Source organism: Allobosea sp. UC22_33, from assembly GCF_042700715.1.
Classification (GTDB): Bacteria; Pseudomonadota; Alphaproteobacteria; order Rhizobiales; family Beijerinckiaceae; genus Allobosea.
In genome coordinates, this window is record NZ_CP170556.1 from 3,613,635 (window position 1) to 3,629,299 (window position 15,665).

General features: G+C 64.8%; 14 protein-coding genes. 9 read left to right on the forward strand and 5 right to left on the reverse strand.

The genetic code is table 11. The features are described from left to right. Window positions 1-218: 218 nt before the first annotated feature. Window positions 219-1,337 (forward strand): FAD binding domain-containing protein, encoded by a 1,119-nt coding sequence (locus tag ACFJGT_RS17640; RefSeq protein ID WP_377840254.1) that lies wholly within the window; start codon window positions 219-221, stop codon window positions 1,335-1,337. Between the two features lie 66 nt (window positions 1,338-1,403). Next, entirely contained in the window at window positions 1,404-3,140 is a 1,737-nt protein-coding gene (gene poxB, locus ACFJGT_RS17645; RefSeq protein ID WP_377840256.1) for a ubiquinone-dependent pyruvate dehydrogenase, read from the forward strand. Between the two features lie 191 nt (window positions 3,141-3,331). Here the strand turns inward: poxB and ACFJGT_RS17650 are convergent, their stop codons facing one another. The 4 genes from ACFJGT_RS17650 to ACFJGT_RS17665 all read right to left on the reverse strand — a co-directional run bounded on the left by ACFJGT_RS17650 (window position 3,332) and on the right by ACFJGT_RS17665 (window position 7,554). After that, window positions 3,332-4,273: an alpha/beta fold hydrolase gene (locus ACFJGT_RS17650; protein ID WP_377849010.1), complete on the reverse strand. Its 942-nt coding sequence runs from the start codon at window positions 4,271-4,273 to the stop codon at window positions 3,332-3,334. Between the two features lie 149 nt (window positions 4,274-4,422). Further along, window positions 4,423-4,800 (reverse strand): response regulator transcription factor, encoded by a 378-nt coding sequence (locus tag ACFJGT_RS17655; protein ID WP_377840258.1) that lies wholly within the window; start codon window positions 4,798-4,800, stop codon window positions 4,423-4,425. A 118-nt stretch (window positions 4,801-4,918) separates the two neighbouring features. After that, a complete protein-coding gene (locus ACFJGT_RS17660; protein ID WP_377840260.1) occupies window positions 4,919-5,572 on the reverse strand; it encodes a response regulator transcription factor in 654 nt (217 codons plus the stop codon). Further along, window positions 5,569-7,554: an ATP-binding protein gene (locus ACFJGT_RS17665; RefSeq protein ID WP_377840263.1), complete on the reverse strand. Its 1,986-nt coding sequence runs from the start codon at window positions 7,552-7,554 to the stop codon at window positions 5,569-5,571. Before ACFJGT_RS17665 ends, ACFJGT_RS17660 begins: the two co-directional genes overlap by 4 nt. A gap of 288 nt (window positions 7,555-7,842) precedes the next feature. Here ACFJGT_RS17665 and ACFJGT_RS17670 point away from each other — a divergent pair, with 288 nt between their 5' ends. The 5 genes from ACFJGT_RS17670 (at window position 7,843) to ACFJGT_RS17690 (ending at window position 12,277) form a co-directional block, all read left to right on the forward strand. Further along, complete coding sequence (locus ACFJGT_RS17670) at window positions 7,843-8,361, forward strand: Dps family protein (protein ID WP_377840266.1); 519 nt, start codon at window positions 7,843-7,845, stop codon at window positions 8,359-8,361. A gap of 37 nt (window positions 8,362-8,398) precedes the next feature. Beyond that, window positions 8,399-8,908: a peroxiredoxin gene (locus ACFJGT_RS17675; RefSeq protein WP_377840269.1), complete on the forward strand. Its 510-nt coding sequence runs from the start codon at window positions 8,399-8,401 to the stop codon at window positions 8,906-8,908. Then, window positions 8,905-9,459: a DsbA family protein gene (locus ACFJGT_RS17680; protein ID WP_377840273.1), complete on the forward strand. Its 555-nt coding sequence runs from the start codon at window positions 8,905-8,907 to the stop codon at window positions 9,457-9,459. The genes ACFJGT_RS17675 and ACFJGT_RS17680 overlap by 4 nt, the downstream gene beginning before the upstream one ends. A gap of 32 nt (window positions 9,460-9,491) precedes the next feature. After that, window positions 9,492-10,538 carry a cupin domain-containing protein gene (locus ACFJGT_RS17685; protein WP_377840275.1) on the forward strand — a complete coding sequence of 349 codons (1,047 nt, stop codon included), beginning with the start codon at window positions 9,492-9,494 and terminating at the stop codon, window positions 10,536-10,538. 68 nt (window positions 10,539-10,606) lie between these two features. Next, entirely contained in the window at window positions 10,607-12,277 is a 1,671-nt protein-coding gene (locus ACFJGT_RS17690; RefSeq protein ID WP_377840279.1) for an FAD-dependent oxidoreductase, read from the forward strand. Between the two features lie 332 nt (window positions 12,278-12,609). Here the strand turns inward: ACFJGT_RS17690 and ACFJGT_RS17695 are convergent, their stop codons facing one another. Then, complete coding sequence (locus tag ACFJGT_RS17695) at window positions 12,610-13,320, reverse strand: alanyl-tRNA editing protein (RefSeq protein WP_377840281.1); 711 nt, start codon at window positions 13,318-13,320, stop codon at window positions 12,610-12,612. Between the two features lie 875 nt (window positions 13,321-14,195). Between ACFJGT_RS17695 and ACFJGT_RS17700 the strand changes: the two genes are divergently transcribed. Both ACFJGT_RS17700 and ACFJGT_RS17705 read left to right on the forward strand, forming a co-directional pair. Then, window positions 14,196-15,026 (forward strand): universal stress protein, encoded by an 831-nt coding sequence (locus tag ACFJGT_RS17700; protein ID WP_377840285.1) that lies wholly within the window; start codon window positions 14,196-14,198, stop codon window positions 15,024-15,026. Continuing rightward, window positions 15,002-15,508, forward strand: a complete 507-nt coding sequence (locus tag ACFJGT_RS17705; RefSeq protein ID WP_377840287.1) for a translational machinery protein — start codon at window positions 15,002-15,004, stop codon at window positions 15,506-15,508. The genes ACFJGT_RS17700 and ACFJGT_RS17705 overlap by 25 nt, the downstream gene beginning before the upstream one ends. Window positions 15,509-15,665: the final 157 nt, after the last annotated feature.

Consider the following 15,665-nt stretch of genomic DNA (forward strand, 5'->3'; position numbering starts at 1 on the left):
GTGCTCCGCTAGCGGCCGGCGCGACCGGGTTAGCGGTCGATCCGGCTCTGATGGCCTCGAATCTACGCGCTGGCGCTGGCGCATTCTGTAGCGCTTGCGGATGTCCGGCACACACCTGCGTATGATTGCCGGATCGGGCCGCCGCGTTGTCTCAATGAAGGGAACAGGCCCGGTGACGGACACGCTCAGGGTCCTCCGGTATCCGCGAGAGGCGCGCCATGAAACCACTTCGCATCAGCATCATCGGCGGATCTCTCGCAGGCCTGTTCGCCGGCGTCCTGCTGAAGCGCGACGGTCATGATGTCAGGGTCCATGAGCGCTCCCGCCAAGGCCTCGCGGGTCGTGGCGCCGGCCTGGTCCCTCAACGAGAGGTTTTCCAGATCCTGCGGGCGATCGGCATCGAGCATCTCGCCGATATCGGCGTGATCGCGCAGGAGCGCATCTTCCTCGATCAGGCTGGAGAGATCGTGCAGACGATCAGGGAAGCGCAGACCCAGCTCTCCTGGGACGTGCTCTACGAGCAGGTCGCGGCACGCATCGCGCCAGCCGATTACCGGCTCGGCAGCCAGCTCGTGCGGATCGAAGCTCAAGGCGATGGTCCCGCGGCGCTCAGCTTCGCCGACGGCTCGCGCGACGAGGCCGATCTGGTGATTGGCGCCGACGGCATCGGCTCGGTCGTGCGCCAAGCACTCTCTCCCGATCACGCGGCAAACCGCTATGCCGGCTATGTCGCCTGGCGCGGATTGATCCCGGAGACGGCGCTGCCTGCGAGGGCTTCGCTGCTGTTGGACCGCTTCGCCTTCTATCTCGCGCCGGGCGACCACGCGCTGGGCTACCTCGTACCTGGCCCGAACGGCGAGACCGCGCCAGGCAAGCGGCGCTATAACTGGGTCTGGTACCGGCGGGTGGCGGAGCATGATTTGCGGGCGATCTTCACCGATCGCGATGGCCATACCCATCCGATCTCGCTGCCGCGCGGCGGGCTGTCATCGGAGCGGCGCGACGCGCTGCGCCATGATGCCCGCATCCACCTGCCGCCGCCCTTCTCGCTTGCCGTCGCGGCGGAAGAGACGCCCTCGATCCAGGGAATCTACGACTATGAGACGCCCGCCATGGTGGGAGGGCGTATCGCTCTGATCGGCGATGCCGCCTTCGTGGTCAGGCCGCACACCGCCATGGGGGTCGGCAAGGCGGCCGGCGACGTGATGTCATTGCGCAAGCATCTGGCCGCGGAGGCTGACCTGGAAACGGCTCTCGCGCGCTACCAAGGCGAGCGCCTGCCGGTCGGTCGCGAGATCGCAGCCCTGGGCCGACGCCTTGGTGCGACCGCGCTGTAAGCTCCGGCGGACAAGCCGGCCATGTGACACCGAAATCCTTCGAGGACAGCGAGAGAGGCCAAGCTCATGTCGAAACGCAATGTTGCCGATCTGATCGTCGAAACCCTGGATCGTGCGGGAGTCGAGCGCATCTACGGCGTCGTCGGCGATAGCCTGAACGGGCTGACCGAGGCGCTGCGCCAGACCGGCAAGATCGACTGGGTGCATGTCCGGCATGAAGAGGTGGCTGCCTTCGCCGCCGCAGGCGAATCCCAGATCACGGGCAAGCTCGCAGTCTGTGCCGGCTCCTGCGGCCCGGGCAATCTGCACCTCATCAACGGCCTCTACGACGCCCAGCGCAGCCGCACGCCCGTGCTGGCCGTCGCCGCGCAGATTCCGTCGGCGGAGATCGGCGGTGGCTATTTCCAGGAAACGCATCCGCAGAACTTGTTTCGCGAATGCAGCGTCTATTGCGAGATGGTCTCCGACCCCAGCCAGATGCCTTATGTGCTGGAGAATGCGATCCGCGCTGCCGTCGGAGAGCGCGGTGTCGCTGTCATCGTGGTCCCCGGCGACGTGGCGCTGAAGCCGGCGCCGGCGCGTGATGTCGCCCCCGCCGCAGGGTTGTTGCCGCCGATGCCCGTCGTCACGCCTGCCGAGGCGCAAGTCGAGGCCCTCGCTGCCCTGCTCAACGAAGCGCAACGCGTGACGCTGTTCTGCGGCCGTGGCTGTGCCGGTGCGCATCCCCAGCTGATGAAACTCGCCGAGATGCTGAAAAGCCCGATCGTCCACGCGCTCGGCGGCAAGGAGCATGTCGAATACGACAACCCCTATGATGTCGGCATGACCGGCTTCATCGGCTTCGCCTCAGGCTATGAGGCGATGCACGCATGCGATCTGCTGCTGATGCTGGGCACCGATTTTCCCTACAAGCAGTTCCTCCCGAGCGGCATCACGATCGCGCAGGTCGACATCCGCGCATCGCAGCTCGGCCGCCGCTGCAAGCTCGATCTCGGCATCGTCGGCGATGCCGGCGCGACGATCGAGGCCCTACTGCCCCGTCTCGCGGCCAAACAGGACCGGACGCATCTCGACGACAGCCTCGACCGCTACCGGCGCTCCCGGGAAGGGCTCGACGCGCTGGCGCGCGGCACGCCAGGCCGCAGGCCGATCCATCCGCAATATCTGGCGAAGGTCCTGAGCGACGTCGCCGCGGAGGACGCAGCCTTCACCTTCGATGTCGGCACGCCGACGATCTGGGCGGCACGCTATCTCAAGATGAACGGCAAGCGCCGGTTGGTCGGTTCGCTGGTGCATGGCTCGATGGCCAACGCCATGCCGCAAGCCATCGGCATCCAGGCGGCGCAGCCCGGGCGGCAGGTGATCTCGCTCTCCGGCGATGGCGGCTTCACCATGCTGATGGGCGATCTGATCACGCTCAAGCAGCAGAAGCTGCCGGTGAAGATCGTCATTTTCAACAATGGCGTGCTCGGCTTCGTCGCTCTCGAAATGAAGGCTGCGGGCTTCCTGGAACTCGGAACCGATCTTGAGAATCCCGATTTCGCAGCGATGGCGCGCGCCATGGGCATTCATGGCGTCAGGGTCGAGGATCCCGGCGATCTTCCGGGCGCGGTCGCAGACGTGCTTGGCCATGACGGGCCAGCCGTGCTCGACGTGGTGACCGCGACGCAGGAACTCTCGATGCCGCCGACCATCGCTGTGGAGCAGGCGAAGGGCTTCGGCCTTTGGATGCTGCGGGCCGTGATGAGCGGGCGCGGCGACGAGGTGCTCGACCTCGCCAAGCAGAACCTGCTGCCGCGCTGACCCGAGCCGATCGAACGACGCCAGCCGGCGCCTCGCGGTCCCGGCTCCCGCACCTTATCGCGGGGATCGCGATCCTTCCGGCCTTTCCACTGATCGGCTCGCGGCGTTTTCAGCCTCCGGCTGCGGCCAAACGAAAGGGAGGGCGGAGATGATCCACCCTCCCTTTGTCATTGTCGCGCGTGGGTTATGCGTCAGCCCTTCACGAAGGCCAGCAGATCCGGATTGATCACCTCGGCATGGGTGGTCAGCATGCCGTGGGGGAAGCCCTCGTAGATCTTCAGCGTGCCATGCTTCAAGAGCTTGGCTTGCAGAAGCGCCGCGTCCTTGTAGGGCACGATCTGGTCGTCATCGCCCTGCATCGCCAGCGTCGGCACGGTGATCGCCTTCAGGTCCTCGGTCTGGTCGGTCTCGGAGAAGGCCTTGATGCCCTCGTAATGGGCCAGCGCTCCGCCGATCATGCCCTGGCGCCACCAATTCTGGATCACGCCTTGCGAAACCTTCGCGCCTTCGCGGTTGAAGCCGTAGAAGGGGCCAGAGGCGACATCGAGATAGAACTGCGCGCGATTGGCGGCCAGCGCCTTGCGGAAGCCGTCGAAGACTTCGATCGGCGTTCCGCCCGGATTGCTTGGGGTCTTCAGCATCAGCGGCGGCACGGCGCTGACCAGCACTGCCTTCGCGACGCGGCCATGGGGCTGGCCGAACTTCGCGACATAGCGGGCGACCTCGCCCCCGCCGGTCGAGTGGCCGATATGGACGGCGTTCTTGAGGTCGAGATGCTCGACCACGGCGAAGGCGTCAGCGGCGTAGTGATCCATGTCGTTGCCGGTATCGGCCTGCGAAGAGCGGCCATGACCGCGACGGTCATGGGCCACGACGCGGTAGCCGTTCGCGAGGAAGAACAGCATCTGCGCGTCCCAGTCGTCAGAGGACAGCGGCCAGCCGTGATGGAACATGATCGGCTGGGCGCTTTTGGGCCCCCAATCCTTGTAGAAGATCTCGATGCCGTCCTTGGTCTTGACGTAACCGCTGCTCATGGTCGTGGCTCCTGTCGTGTTCCGAATGGGTCGTGACGGTTGTGCGGATGCTGCCGCAGGGATCAGGCTCGCTGCAGAAGCGGCGGCCATACCGGCCATCGCGGCCCGCCGGGTGACGATGAAACTGACGTCGGACATGGCCTTGTCTCCGCATTGGGTAGCTGACGAAGACAGGTTAGGCGGGGGCAGCCGGGGCCGGAATCCTACGCTTGGATCAGCGTCTCATACGAAGGTGTGGGGTGTGCAGCTCAGCCGCGGCGATGCGCCAGCGCCGCGGCAAGATGATGCGCAATCGTGTCGGGTTCGGCTGGCTTGTCGAGGAAGGCGCAAGCGCCGGCGGCCATGACGCGCTCGCGCGTGGCGGCTGTCGGAAAAGCCGTCATGAAGATCATCGGGAAGCTCCGTCCGGTCGCCAGCAGTTCGGCCTGGAGCTGGTCCCCGCTCATTTCGGGCATCTGGATATCGGAGATCATGCAGTCGGGATCGCCTGTCTCGCAATCTGCGAGGAATTCCGGTGCCGAGCCATAGCTGCGGGCTTCGTAGCCCAGTGAGCGGATCAGGCTGGCCAGCGAATTGCGAACGCCGTCGTCGTCATCGACGATCGCGACTGTCGGTATGTGATGCATGTCCACGCTTCTTTGTGCCGATGGTCGCACAAAAGGGGGACTCCGGTGCGCGGCCTGGCCTTGTTATGAAGGATCATCCGTCGTGCGGCCATCATACGCAGGTTTGCACCCCGCAGGCTCACGGCTTGTGAACCCCCAGCGCCTCCGCCGTCCGGACGAGGTCGGCCAAGGTGCGCACCCCCATCTTTCTCATGACGTTGCCACGATGGATCTTCACCGTGATCTCGCTCAGGCCGAGCACGCCGGCGACCTGCTTGTTCATCAGACCGGCAACGACATGCGTCATCACCTCGCGCTCCCTGGCTGTCAGCGTCGCATAGGCTGAACGCTGATCGTCCAGCGCCGCGGCCGCGCTGCGGCGCTGCCGGTCGCGCTCGATCGCGGCTGTCACCGCGTCGAGCATTTCCTGATCGCGGAAAGGCTTCGATAGGAAATCGACCGCGCCAGCCTTCATCGCCCGCACAGTCATGGGTATGTCCCCATGTCCGGTCATGAAGACGATCGGCAGCGAGATCCCCTGCCGGGCGAGCTGGTCCTGGAAATCGAGGCCGCTGATGCCGGGCAGGCGCACGTCGAGGATGATGCAGCCCAGCACGTCGGGCAAGGCGCCCTGCAACAGCTCCGCCGGCGCGCCGAAGAGCCGTGTCGCCAGTCCGACCGACCGGATCAGGCTGTCGAGGGATTCACGCACCGCCGGATCGTCGTCGACGATCACGACAAGTGGCGGGCTCGGTGAAGCCGGGGCCGGCTTGACGGACGACTGCCTGATCATACCGCGGTACCATATTGGGAAATAGGAAGCGTCAGGCGGAATGTCGCTCCGCCGTCTGGAGGGTTCTCGACCGAAAGCTTTCCGCCGTGAGCTTCGGCGGTCGTGCGGCAGATCGCAAGACCCATGCCCATCCCCTCCGGCTTGGTCGTGAAGAAGGGATCGAACAGGCGCTCGACGTTCTCGGGCGAGATGCCGGGACCAGTGTCGCGTAGAGCGATCTCGATACGACCGCCTTCCACTTGGCAGTGGGCCTGATCGGCGGTGATCGTCAGCAGGCGCCGGCCGTCATGCTCCGCCATGGCCTGCCCGGCATTGACCATCAGGTTGACCAGGACTTGCTGGAGCTGGATCCGGTCGCCGATGACAGGCGGCAAGTCTGCCGGCACTTCGACGCGCAATTCGACCTCGGCGCGCGCGAGTTCCCGCTGCACGAGCTGAGCGGCCTCCTCGATCAGCGCCGCGACATCCAGCGCATGCGAGCGGGTTGGCGTCTTGGTCAGGAAGGCCCGGATCCGCTTGACGATCTCGCTGGCGCGCCGCCCTTCGGAAACGACGCGCCCGATGGCGCTGTCGACCTCCTGCAGGTCAGGCTTGTCACGGCGCAGCCAGCGCAGCGCCGCCTCGCCGTTGGTCACGACCGCCATCAAAGGCTGGTTGACTTCATGGGCGATCGAAGCGGTGAGCTCACCCAATGTCGCCACGCGGGCGGCATGGGCGAGCTCCGCTTGCGCGTGCAGCACCGCGTCCTGCGCCTGCCGGCGTTCGGTGATGTCGACGACGAAGACCAACACGTTGCCATCGCCGTCATCGACTGTCGGAAAGGTAATGGCGAAGATCACCGGCACGCGACTGCCATCTGCCCTGACGATTTCCGTCTCGCCTTCATGGAAGCCGTCGCCGCGAGCAAAAGCCGCCAGCGCCGGCCCGAAGGTCGGATCGCTCTCGCTCAGCACATCGTCGACCGTCTGATGGAGATGAGAATTACTCTCAGCTCCGATCATGGCGAGAAAGGCCGGATTGACGTCGACGATCTTCGTCAGCCTGCGCAGGCGCGCGACAAGCTCCGGATGTGCTGTCAGATGAGCGGCCAGTGACTCGCCATCCGCAAGACCGAGCGCAGCAAGTTCGCGACGCGCCGCGCTCCAGTCCTCCTGGACGACGCCGACCCGGGTCGCGTCGAACATGCGCCGGTAGCGTCTCTCGCTCTGAACCAGCGCTGCGTGGGCCGCCTCGCGTTCGGTGACATCCGTATTCGTCTCGAACACGCCGACGATGCGTCCCCTGGCATCGTGTTGGAGGGCCCAGCGACTTTCCACGGTGATCCGCGCGCCGGCCTTGGTTCGGTGCTCCAGCGTGCCGTCCCACCGTCCCGTGTCGTGAAGCACGCGGTCGGCTGCGTCGCGCGGCAGCGCATATCGCGTCTCCAGCAACTCGTCGGCGATCCGGCCCGTCGCCTCGGCGGCAGACCAGCCATAGGTCTCTTCCGAGGCGCGATTCCAGAATGTGATCTGTCCGAAAGTGTCTCGCACGAAGATCATGTCGTGCGACAGATTGAGCAGCCGGGCTTGGGCCGCAAGCGTCGCCGTGGCCGCCTGGTTCTTCAGGGAGAGCAACGTCGCGATCGTGATCGCCGCCACGCTGACCAGCGCGCGCAAAGTCGGAGCGCCGGCCAGGCTCAGGCCATGTGTATCGACATAAGCCACGACGGTCAGGATCAGGCTTGTCACCGCCGCCACGAGGATGTCGCCCCGCCGTCCGGTGCCCGCTTCGAGCAAGACAACCAGAACGTAGAGCACAGCCACCGCGCCCTCCAGCGGCGAGAGCGTATCGAACAGGAAGATGCAGAGCGCGAGCAGACCCGCGGCGATGCGAAGTGCCGTCGTGTTCATGGCCGGAGAGAAGAAGGAGCGCTGGGGGAGAGCGGTGTCCGGCGGGGCGGATCGAGAGGCGCTGTGCCGAGCGGCGGAGAAGCGGGAGGACATGAGAGGCAGCCGATTCCGGTCGCGAGAGCTGACAACGCGCTAGCATAGCTCATCTGCCTCGTCCCCCGCGATCGGTGCGGATGCCTCGATCCGCGGCATCACTTTCGCGAAAGCGGCCGGCGATGAAATCATACAGGGGTTTAGGTCCGCTGGGCGCGGCCTTCGCTGGCGCACATAAACCTAGGTATGAGCCCGACATGCCTTCGTCCGATTCAGGCGGGGGCGGCGGCGACCTAGGGTCAGGACATCGGGGAGACAGGCTCCTCGAAGCCAACCCGGAGAGCTGCCATGAACGACCTGTCCATCCATGCCAAGCGCGACGCCGCCTTGCGCACCCCGACCGATCTCGGCGCGAACGCCACGACCGACATCGCTGCCGCGCTGACCGGCGTTCTCGCCGACATGTTCGCGCTCTATCTCAAGACCAAGAACTTCCACTGGCACATGTCCGGCCCGCATTTCCGCGACTATCACCTGATGCTCGACGAGCAGGGCGATCAGATCTTCGCTACCACCGATGCGCTGGCCGAGCGCGTCCGCAAGGTCGGCGGCTCGACGCTCCGCTCGATCGGCCATATCGGCCGAATCCAGCGTTTGCTCGACAATGACGCGGACTATGTCACCCCCCAGGACATGCTGGCGGAGCTTGCCGACGACAACCGCAGCCTGACCGGCTTCCTGCGCGCGGCTCACGGTGTCTGCGAGGCCCATAACGACGTCGCCTCGACCAGCCTGATCGAGGTCTGGATCGATGATGCCGAGCGGCGGAGCTGGTTTCTCTACGAAACGACACGGCAAGAGCGCTGAGCGCGCTCAAACCTGTTCCGATCGGAGGAGAATGACCATGTCCGAAACGCATTCGCCGACGGCCCTGCCTGCGGGCAGGGCCGCCCCGGCCTTCACGCTGCCGGCGACGCCTGACCAGACGGTCTCGCTCGATGACCTGCGCGGCAAGCCGGTGATCCTCGCCTTCTACCCGGCCGACTGGAGCCCGGTCTGCGGCGACCAGATGGCGCTCTACAACGAGATCCTGCCCGAATTCCACAAGGCCGGCGCCCAACTCGTCGGCGTCTCGGTGGACGGCGTGTGGTGCCACGCGGCCTTTGCCGGCGAGCGCAAGCTGCACTTTCCGCTGCTCTCCGATTTCGAGCCGAAGGGTGCGGTCGCCCGCAGCTTCGGCGTCTACCGCGACAAGGAGGGCATCAGCGAGCGCGCCCTCTTCGTCATCGACGGGGCGGGCATCATCCGCTGGAGCTTCGTCTCGCCGCTCGGCATCAACCCCGGCGCCGACGGCATCCTCGAGGCACTCGACAATCTCGGCGCCGCGGCGCCCTCCGAAGGAACTGCGTCATGACCCGTCTCGCGATCCCCGTCGGCAGCCAGGACCATGTCCAGGGCCAGGCGCAGGCCGTCGTCACCCTCGTCGAATATGGCGACTACGAATGCCCCTATTGCGGCGAGGCCTATCCGATCCTCAAGGCGGTGCAGCGCGCCATGGGCGACCAGCTGCGCTTCGTCTTCCGCAACTTCCCGCTCGCCGAAATGCATCCCCATGCACTGCGCGCCGCCGAATTCGCGGAGACCGCCGCCGGGCTCGGCAAGTTCTGGCAGGCACATGACATGCTCTACGAGAACCAGACCGCTTTGCGCGACGCCGACCTCTACGCCTATGGCCTTCGCCTCGGTCTCGATACCGACGTCGTCACGCAAGGCCTCGATGGCCGCTTCGACCGGAAGGTCAAGGAGGATTTCACGGGCGGCATTCGCAGCGGCGTGAACGGGACGCCTAGCCTGTTCATCAACGGGCTTCGGTACGATGGCGAGCGCGATGTCGACAGCCTCGTCTCCGCCCTGAAGCAAGCCGCCCGGGACGCCATCCGCCCGCGCGCCGCAACGCATCGCTAAGCCCCCTTGCCACCCGGCCAATGGAGACGACCATGACCGATTCCACGATGTCCTTCCGCTACCGGCTCGAACAGGCCACACCCCGCACCGGCTCAGGCGGCATCACGCGCGGCGCCTCCGTGAAGCAGTTCCCGGCCAGCGTCGGCATCGCAGGCGTTTCGATGAGGCTCGCACCGGGCTCGATGCGCGAACTGCACTGGCATGCCAATGCCGCCGAATGGGCCTATGTCGTATCCGGCCAATGCCGCACCACGGTCTTGCACCCGGACGGCTCGTCGGCGACCGACACGTTCGGCCCCGGCGACGTCTGGTATTTTCCACGCGGCTGGGGCCACTCCATCCAGGGTCTCGGTCCCGGCGAATGCCATTTCATTCTGATCTTCGACAATGGCGACTTCTCCGAGGATCATACCTTCAGCGTCACCGACTGGCTTTCCCGCACATCGCCGGAGGTGCTGGCGCAGAATCTCGGTCTGAGCCGCGAACAGATCGCCCAGCTCCCGGCCGGCGAGGCCTATTTTGCCCAAGGACCCGTGCCCGACGACCGTTCGACCGACGCCGAGCCGCGCGCGACGGCTGCTTTGACGACGCCGCATCGCTACCCGCTGCTGGCCCAGCAACCAAGGCGCGTGCCGGGCGGCGGGACGCAGCGCACCGTCACCGTCGAGGAGTTTCCGATCTCGAAGGGCATGGCCGGCTCCATCCTCGAGATCGAGCCGGGCGCGATGCGGGAGCTGCACTGGCATCCGAACGCGGACGAATGGCAGTATTACCTTGAGGGCAACGCCGAGATGGCGGTCTTCCTCGCCGAAGGACAGGTCGTGACCGAGCAGTTCGAGGCTGGCGACATTGGCTATGCTCCAATGGGCGCCGGGCATTACATCCGCAACACCGGATCGACTGTGTTGCGCGTCCTCGTAGGGTTCAACAATGGGCATTATAAGGCGAACGACCTCTCAGCCTGGCTCGCCGCCAACCCGGTTGACGTGCTTGCAACGAATCTCGGTTTGCCTCGTGATGTTGCAATGACGCTTCCGCATCGGGCGCGCTTCATACTGTCTGGTTCCATCCCACACTGAGCGCAAGTCTTGTCGGCCTACATGTCGACGCCGGCCTGCATTCCTCACATGATCGATCGGAATTTAAGATGAGCCTGATCGAGACACGCGGCCACCAGATGTTCCCGGTGCTCGTTGCGGAACAGATTGCAACGTTCAGGAGGTTTGCCAGCGGGCCCGCGCGCCGGTTTCAACCGTACGAATTGATCTTTGACGTCGGCGACCACCATGCACCGGTATGGATGGTTCTGGACGGCGCGATCGAAGTCGTGCGCCGCAATGGCCTCGGGCGCGAGAATCCCATCACTGTTCACGGCATCGGACAATTTACGGGTGAAGTCAGCCAGCTTGCGGGGCGTGGCTCATTGGCCGCAGGCAAGGCGGGGGCAGAGGGGTGTCTGGCGCTGCCACTGGATGCGGCGCACCTACGGGCTCTGATCATCGGTTCGGCCGATCTCGGCGAAATCGTCATGCGCGCGCTCATCCTGCGCCGGGTTGGGCTGATCGAAGGGGGTTCGGCCGGATCGGTGCTGATCGGACGAACGGGGGAGAGCGAGCTCGTGCGCTTGCAGGGGTTCCTGTCCCGCAACGGCTATCCCTACACCACGATCGACGCGGAAGACGGCGGCGACAGGCACGTCATCGTAGAGCGGCTGGGGCTGCATTCAGACGATCTTCCCCTGATGATCTGCCCCATCGGCACTGTCTTGAAGCACCCCAGCAATGCGGAAGCCGGGGTCTGCCTCGGAATGACGCCCGAGCTCGATCCGACCAAGATCTACGACACTGCCATCGTCGGGGCCGGGCCGGCCGGGTTGGCCGCGGCCGTCTATGCGGCATCGGAGGGCTTGAGCGTTCTAGTGCTCGATCAGCGCGCCTTTGGGGGCCAAGCTGGCGCCTCGGCACGGATCGAGAACTACCTAGGCTTTCCGACCGGCATATCAGGCCAGGCCCTTGCCGGACGTGCCTATAATCAAGCTCAGAAATTTGGCGCCGAGATCGCTATTCCCCTGGCCGTAACCGAGCTCGATTGCCACGACAGCGAGATCAAACGACTGTCCCTCTCGAACGGCATTGGCATCCAGGCCAGGACAGTTGTGATAGCTGCGGGCGCGAGGTATCGCCGGCCGGACATCGCAAACCTCGACGCGTTCGAAGGAAATGGCGTCTCCTACTGGGCCTCGCCTGTCGAAGCGCGCCTTTGCGAAGGTGAAGAGGTTGCGTTGGTCGGCGGTGGGAACTCTGCCGGGCAGGCGGTGGTATACTTGGCCCCCAAGGTGAAACGCCTTCACCTGGTGATCCGCCGTCGCGATCTCGAAGCGACAATGTCGCGGTATCTGATCGATCGGATTGCAGCGTTACCAAATGTCGAGATCCACCCGGAGACGGAAGTGCTTTCTCTCGAGGGAAGCAAACAGCTTGGTCTGACGGGCGCCACATTCGGTAACCGCACGACTCAAGCCACACATCATCGCACGCTGCGACACCTATTCTTGTTCATTGGGGCCGAACCAAACACCGACTGGCTGGCGAACTGCGTCGGCGTCGATCATGGTGGCTTCGTGAAGACGGGAACGGGCCTGACTCGGGATACCGCGATAGCCGGAGAAGTCCTGCGAACGCTGGAAACCGACAAGGCTGGTGTCTTTGCAATCGGCGACGTGAGGGCAGGATCGACTAAGCGCGTCGCCGCCGCCGTCGGAGAGGGAGCAGCAGTGGTAGCCCAGATTCATGGCTACCTAGCCGATGTCGTTCGATAGCGCCCCTACTACCGCGGTCGCCGCGTCCGCCACCAGGGGCTCCTGGTTGACTGCTGTCGCCGTTCTAGGTGCCTTTGACGTGCTCATTGGCATTACAGTGGGCGGCCAGGACAAACCGGCGGTGAAGGGAGCGTAGCCAACAAAGCCCGACGAATGTCCGGTTTTCGTCAAGGCCTGAATGTCGGCTCATGGCGCTTCTGGCCCACACCGCCGAGAGCTTGCTTGAGTTGCCGATGACGGTGGCGACGCCGAAGCCGTGATGCAGTGTCGGCACGTGAATGACCCTGTCCACACAAACCGTAAGGCCAGGAGCCGCTTCGGCCTCGGTGGGGTCACACGGCCACCTTGATGCGTCGGTTCTGGCGTCCCTTGTTGTCTATCTTGACGATACGCGCAGGGCGCGCCTGGCCAGTCGAAGCGAGATGCGTTCCACCACAAGCCTGCCGATCGAGGCCAGCAATCTCAACGATGCGCACGGTGCCATCCTCGCTCGGAGGCGGTGCAACGCTCTTGCTGCGAAACATGCCATCGATCTCCTTGGCCTTCTCATAGAGCATGAAGCCGGCCATCACCGGGAGATCTGAAGCGATGACGTCGTTTAGGGCTCCTTCAAGCGCCCGCAGCCTCTCGCTATCAGCACCGGGCAGGTCAAAGTCGACGCGGAACGAGCCGTCGGCGCTGAGCTGTGCGCCCGTCAGGAGCGCACCACCAAAGCGGGTGTAGACGAGAGCATTGAGCATATGCGCGAGCGTGTGCAGTTCGCACATGAGGTTGCGGAACGACCGGTCGACATCGATCCGGATAAGGCCGTACGGCGCGGCGTCCCCATCGAAGCGATGCCACACGCCAGTTGGACCGGAGGACGTGCCGAGGATGGGCGCCGTGCCGCCCGACCACGTCAGCATGGCGCGATCGGCAAGCTGGCCACCACCGCCAGGAAACACCGGTGAGCGTTTGATGAGGACAGCACCAGGCTGCGCGTCAAGCACAATTGCCTCGATATGAAGCATATCCGGGTGGTCGAGGTAGAAGGGCCGGAGCATGGCAAGACTCTATCTTACGGCAACTTCTACGCCAAGAACCGGCGCCAGTGATTCCTCCCGCCTCCCGTTACTCAACCAATGCGATTATCGGCTTGGCCCAGCCTCTCAACTGGCCGACGTCGGCTAGGGGCCGATAGCGCGCGAGCCAAGCCTCGATCGAGAATGTCCGCCTCCGGGCAGGGTCGCAACTTCTGCTTCTGGCGCTAGCTCGCCGTCGGCGCTTGGCGGTCCTGATTGATCCACGACTGCTTACGCTTCCATAGTTGGCCCGGAATTGAATTATGGAAACGCTGCAGAGCTACTCTGGAAATCTGTCTCTGCAATTACCGGCAGCTCCAGCGGCTTTTAGGGTATCTGTGTACTGGCGATTGAGATCAGTCCGGTCGTGATACAATCGCAACCGCATTTTCGGAGAGCCGCGTCCATCGTCTGGCGCACGGCACAAGGCGCAAGGCGTCAGAGGTTTCACGCGCGATTAGGTAGAATCCACCCCTGACGGCGCGACGTCGTGCGGAGCTAGCTTGGCTTCTGCCCTGGATCACAACCACTCGGCGCAGGCAGCGCTATTCTGCGGGCCTCCATCGCCCGCGCTGGCCGCCGCGACCGCAGGACTGGTAGGCGCCGCGATCGTCGCCGATGAGGGGTCCGCCCGCTATGACCAGCGCGGATACTATGGCGGGTCCGGGTACTACGCGCCCCGGGGCTCCCCCTATGACACGGGCTTTTATGGCAGCCCGCCGCCTTATCTACGAGGCGGCTGCGACGTCTGGGGCTGCTGACTGGCATTCCCTCCGGCTTAGCCCACGCATCCGTCAACGCTGCGATGATGCTCGGCCATCGCTCCGCAAAGACCCTCTCGCTTACGAGGACCGCTCATGACCTACTCAACCATGCTGCTTCATCTGCAGGTCGGCGTCTCGAACGCGGCTCTCCTGAAGGCTGCGGCCGACTTCGCCGAGCTGTTCAAAGCCGATGTTGTCGGCGTCAGTGCCTGCGAGCCGGCGACGATCCCATATGGCGACGGCTACACGTCAGGCGCGCTGATCCAAGAGTGCCGCGATGAACTGGAACAGGAGACGACGGACGCGGAGGCGGAATTCCGCAAAACCCTGGAAGGACGCGCACCGCATCTGACCTGGCGTTCGTCCGTCGGGTTCGCCTGGCCCGCCGATTATATCGCAGAGCAATCGCGCGCAGCGGACCTGATCATCACAGCACCCGAGCAGGCCGGCTCGATGCTCGACGGATCGCGCCAGGTCAGCATCGCCGATCTCGTCATGTCGGCGGGGCGACCGGTCCTGGTCGTTCCCGCCTCCGTCGTCGGCATCAATTTGGACCATGTGGTGGTCGGCTGGAAGGATACACGGGAATCGCGGCGCGCCATCAGCGATGCCCTTCCGCTATTGAAGAAGGCAGGCCGCGTCACCGTCGTCGAATTGGCTGCAACGGCTGATCTGCCGACGGCGCGCGACCGCCTCGCCGAGGTTACCCGTTGGCTCGAGCGGCACGGCATCACGGCCGCGGCCCTTGCCGAAGCGACGAAAGAAGACGATGCGACGCGCCTGGGCGATATCGTCCGAGACAAGGGCGCCGGCGTGCTGGTGGCAGGCGCTTATGGTCACAGCCGTGTCCGGGAATGGGCTTTCGGCGGCGTTACGCGCACCCTGCTTCACCACCCGGAATGCTGCGCTCTGCTGTCGCACTGACACGCCAAAGAGCCGAAACGCATTCGACCGGAGGGGAGCGAGGATCTCGGTCTGAACTCCCCGCCGACCAAGAGGACCAAACCATGACATCCCATTATCATGCCGTCGTCTGGCTCGATCATGCGCAGGCGCGCATCATCCACTTCAACAGCATGGAAGCGGAGACGAAGACGGTTCATCCCGATCACGGACCGCGCCACCTCCACGTGAAGGCCGGCAGCGCGTCAGGAACGCATATCCGGACAGACCCGGCATTCTATCGTGACGTCGCGAAGGCATGCGAAGGGGCGACGGTCATCCTGCTCACCGGCCCTTCTACCGCCAAGGCTGAATTCGTGGCCTATCTGAAAGAGCACGCGCCGGGCGTCTTCTCACGCGTCGCAGGAGTCGAGACCCTGGCGGAGGTCACCGACCCGCAATTGCTGGCCGAAGGCCGCAAGTTCTTCGCCACGGCGGATCATTGCACGCCCCAGATCGTGTGAGACGCATTGCCTGCGGCGCTCGCTGGCGCCGCAGACGCATTCGCGGACCGCGGCCACTCTTGCGGATCATCGACCCGCTCCGTTCTGCCGCCTCTGACAGAGTGCAAATGGCCCGCCGGTTCGGCGACGCGGCGGGCCATTGAGATGCAGGAGGAGG